The sequence below is a fragment of the Acidocella aquatica genome (assembly GCF_030160635.1).
Classification (GTDB): Bacteria; Pseudomonadota; Alphaproteobacteria; order Acetobacterales; family Acetobacteraceae; genus Acidocella; species Acidocella aquatica.
Genome location: NZ_BSOS01000056.1, coordinates 1 through 1,114, shown reverse-complemented (window position 1 = coordinate 1,114; position 1,114 = coordinate 1). Strand labels below are relative to the sequence as shown.

Here is a 1,114-nt window from a genome sequence, read left to right as displayed (position 1 = left end):
GCTTGAAATCGGAATCACTGGCCGGCTTCGAATTGGAATGCATGGCCGACTTCATCGGAATCCGCATTACCCGGCTTCTGACAGAAAGGAGACGCAAGGTACGCGTCCTTCTTCGCAAAACAAGCGACCAAAGCGCCTTACATGGATTACCCGTTGAGATCACCTATGGGGACGTCCTTCATCCACCGTCCTTAAGCATGGCCATGCAGGGTTGTGAAACAGTCTTCTATAGCGTCGTCGATCCACGTTTCTGGCTGACCGACCAGACTCCGATATTTCGTAATAATGTCGAAGGCCTGGTCAATGCGATGGATGCCGCGCTCAAGGCCGGTGTTAAGCGCTTTATATTTACCAGCACCATGGGTACGCTCGGACTTAATCCTAACGGTCGCGTTTCCGAGGATATCCCCTTCAACTGGCTTGACCGTGCGCCACCCTACATTCGCGCGCGGTTGGAGGCGGAAACGCGGCTTCTCAGCTATTGTCGTGAGAAAGGCTTGCCGGGCATCGCGCTTTGCGTTGCTAACACTTATGGTCCTCAGGATTATCAGCCGACCCCCCATAATGGGGGTCTTTGGGAAGTCGCCAGCGGCAGAACCAAGGTGGCCATCGATGTCAGCCAACCAACCGTCGATATACGAGACGTCGCCATGGCGGCGCTTTCCGCGGAAACGCAAGGCCGACTTGGAGAGCGCTACATCATTGCCAACGAATTCGTCAGTAATCGGACTCTCTTCGCGATGGCAGCCGCCTGCGGCAACCAGCCGCCTCCAAAATTTATTCCGTACGGGGTATCTTATGGTATCGCATGGATAACGGAACGGCTGATGAAGCTCGCCGGCCGTAAGGACTTCATGATAAGTGCAAATGCAATGTTTTTATCGAACGTATTCCGTGAGATGGATAACACCAAGGCCCGGACGGAACTCGATTGGAGACCCCGCCCACTTGCAGAGACGGTACGAGACTGCATCGAATGGCTTGCAGACCGTGAAAGGCAAGGCAGGGCGGTGCACGCCAGCGGCGAAAAAGCATGACATTCGATTTTTATTAATCAGTGCGTAAATAAACCGACATCAGGCGGCGTATTGGAGGGAGGGTTTTTGGAAGAATG

The 1,114-nt window shown here is 53.9% G+C and carries 1 protein-coding gene; it reads left to right on the top strand.

Going from position 1 to position 1,114, the window contains the following annotated elements; all coding sequences use genetic code 11:
- On the top strand, positions 1–1,037 hold a 1,037-nt coding region (locus QQJ84_RS09035; RefSeq protein ID WP_284257825.1), incomplete at its 5' end, for an NAD-dependent epimerase/dehydratase family protein.
- Positions 1,038–1,114 lie beyond the last annotated feature (77 nt).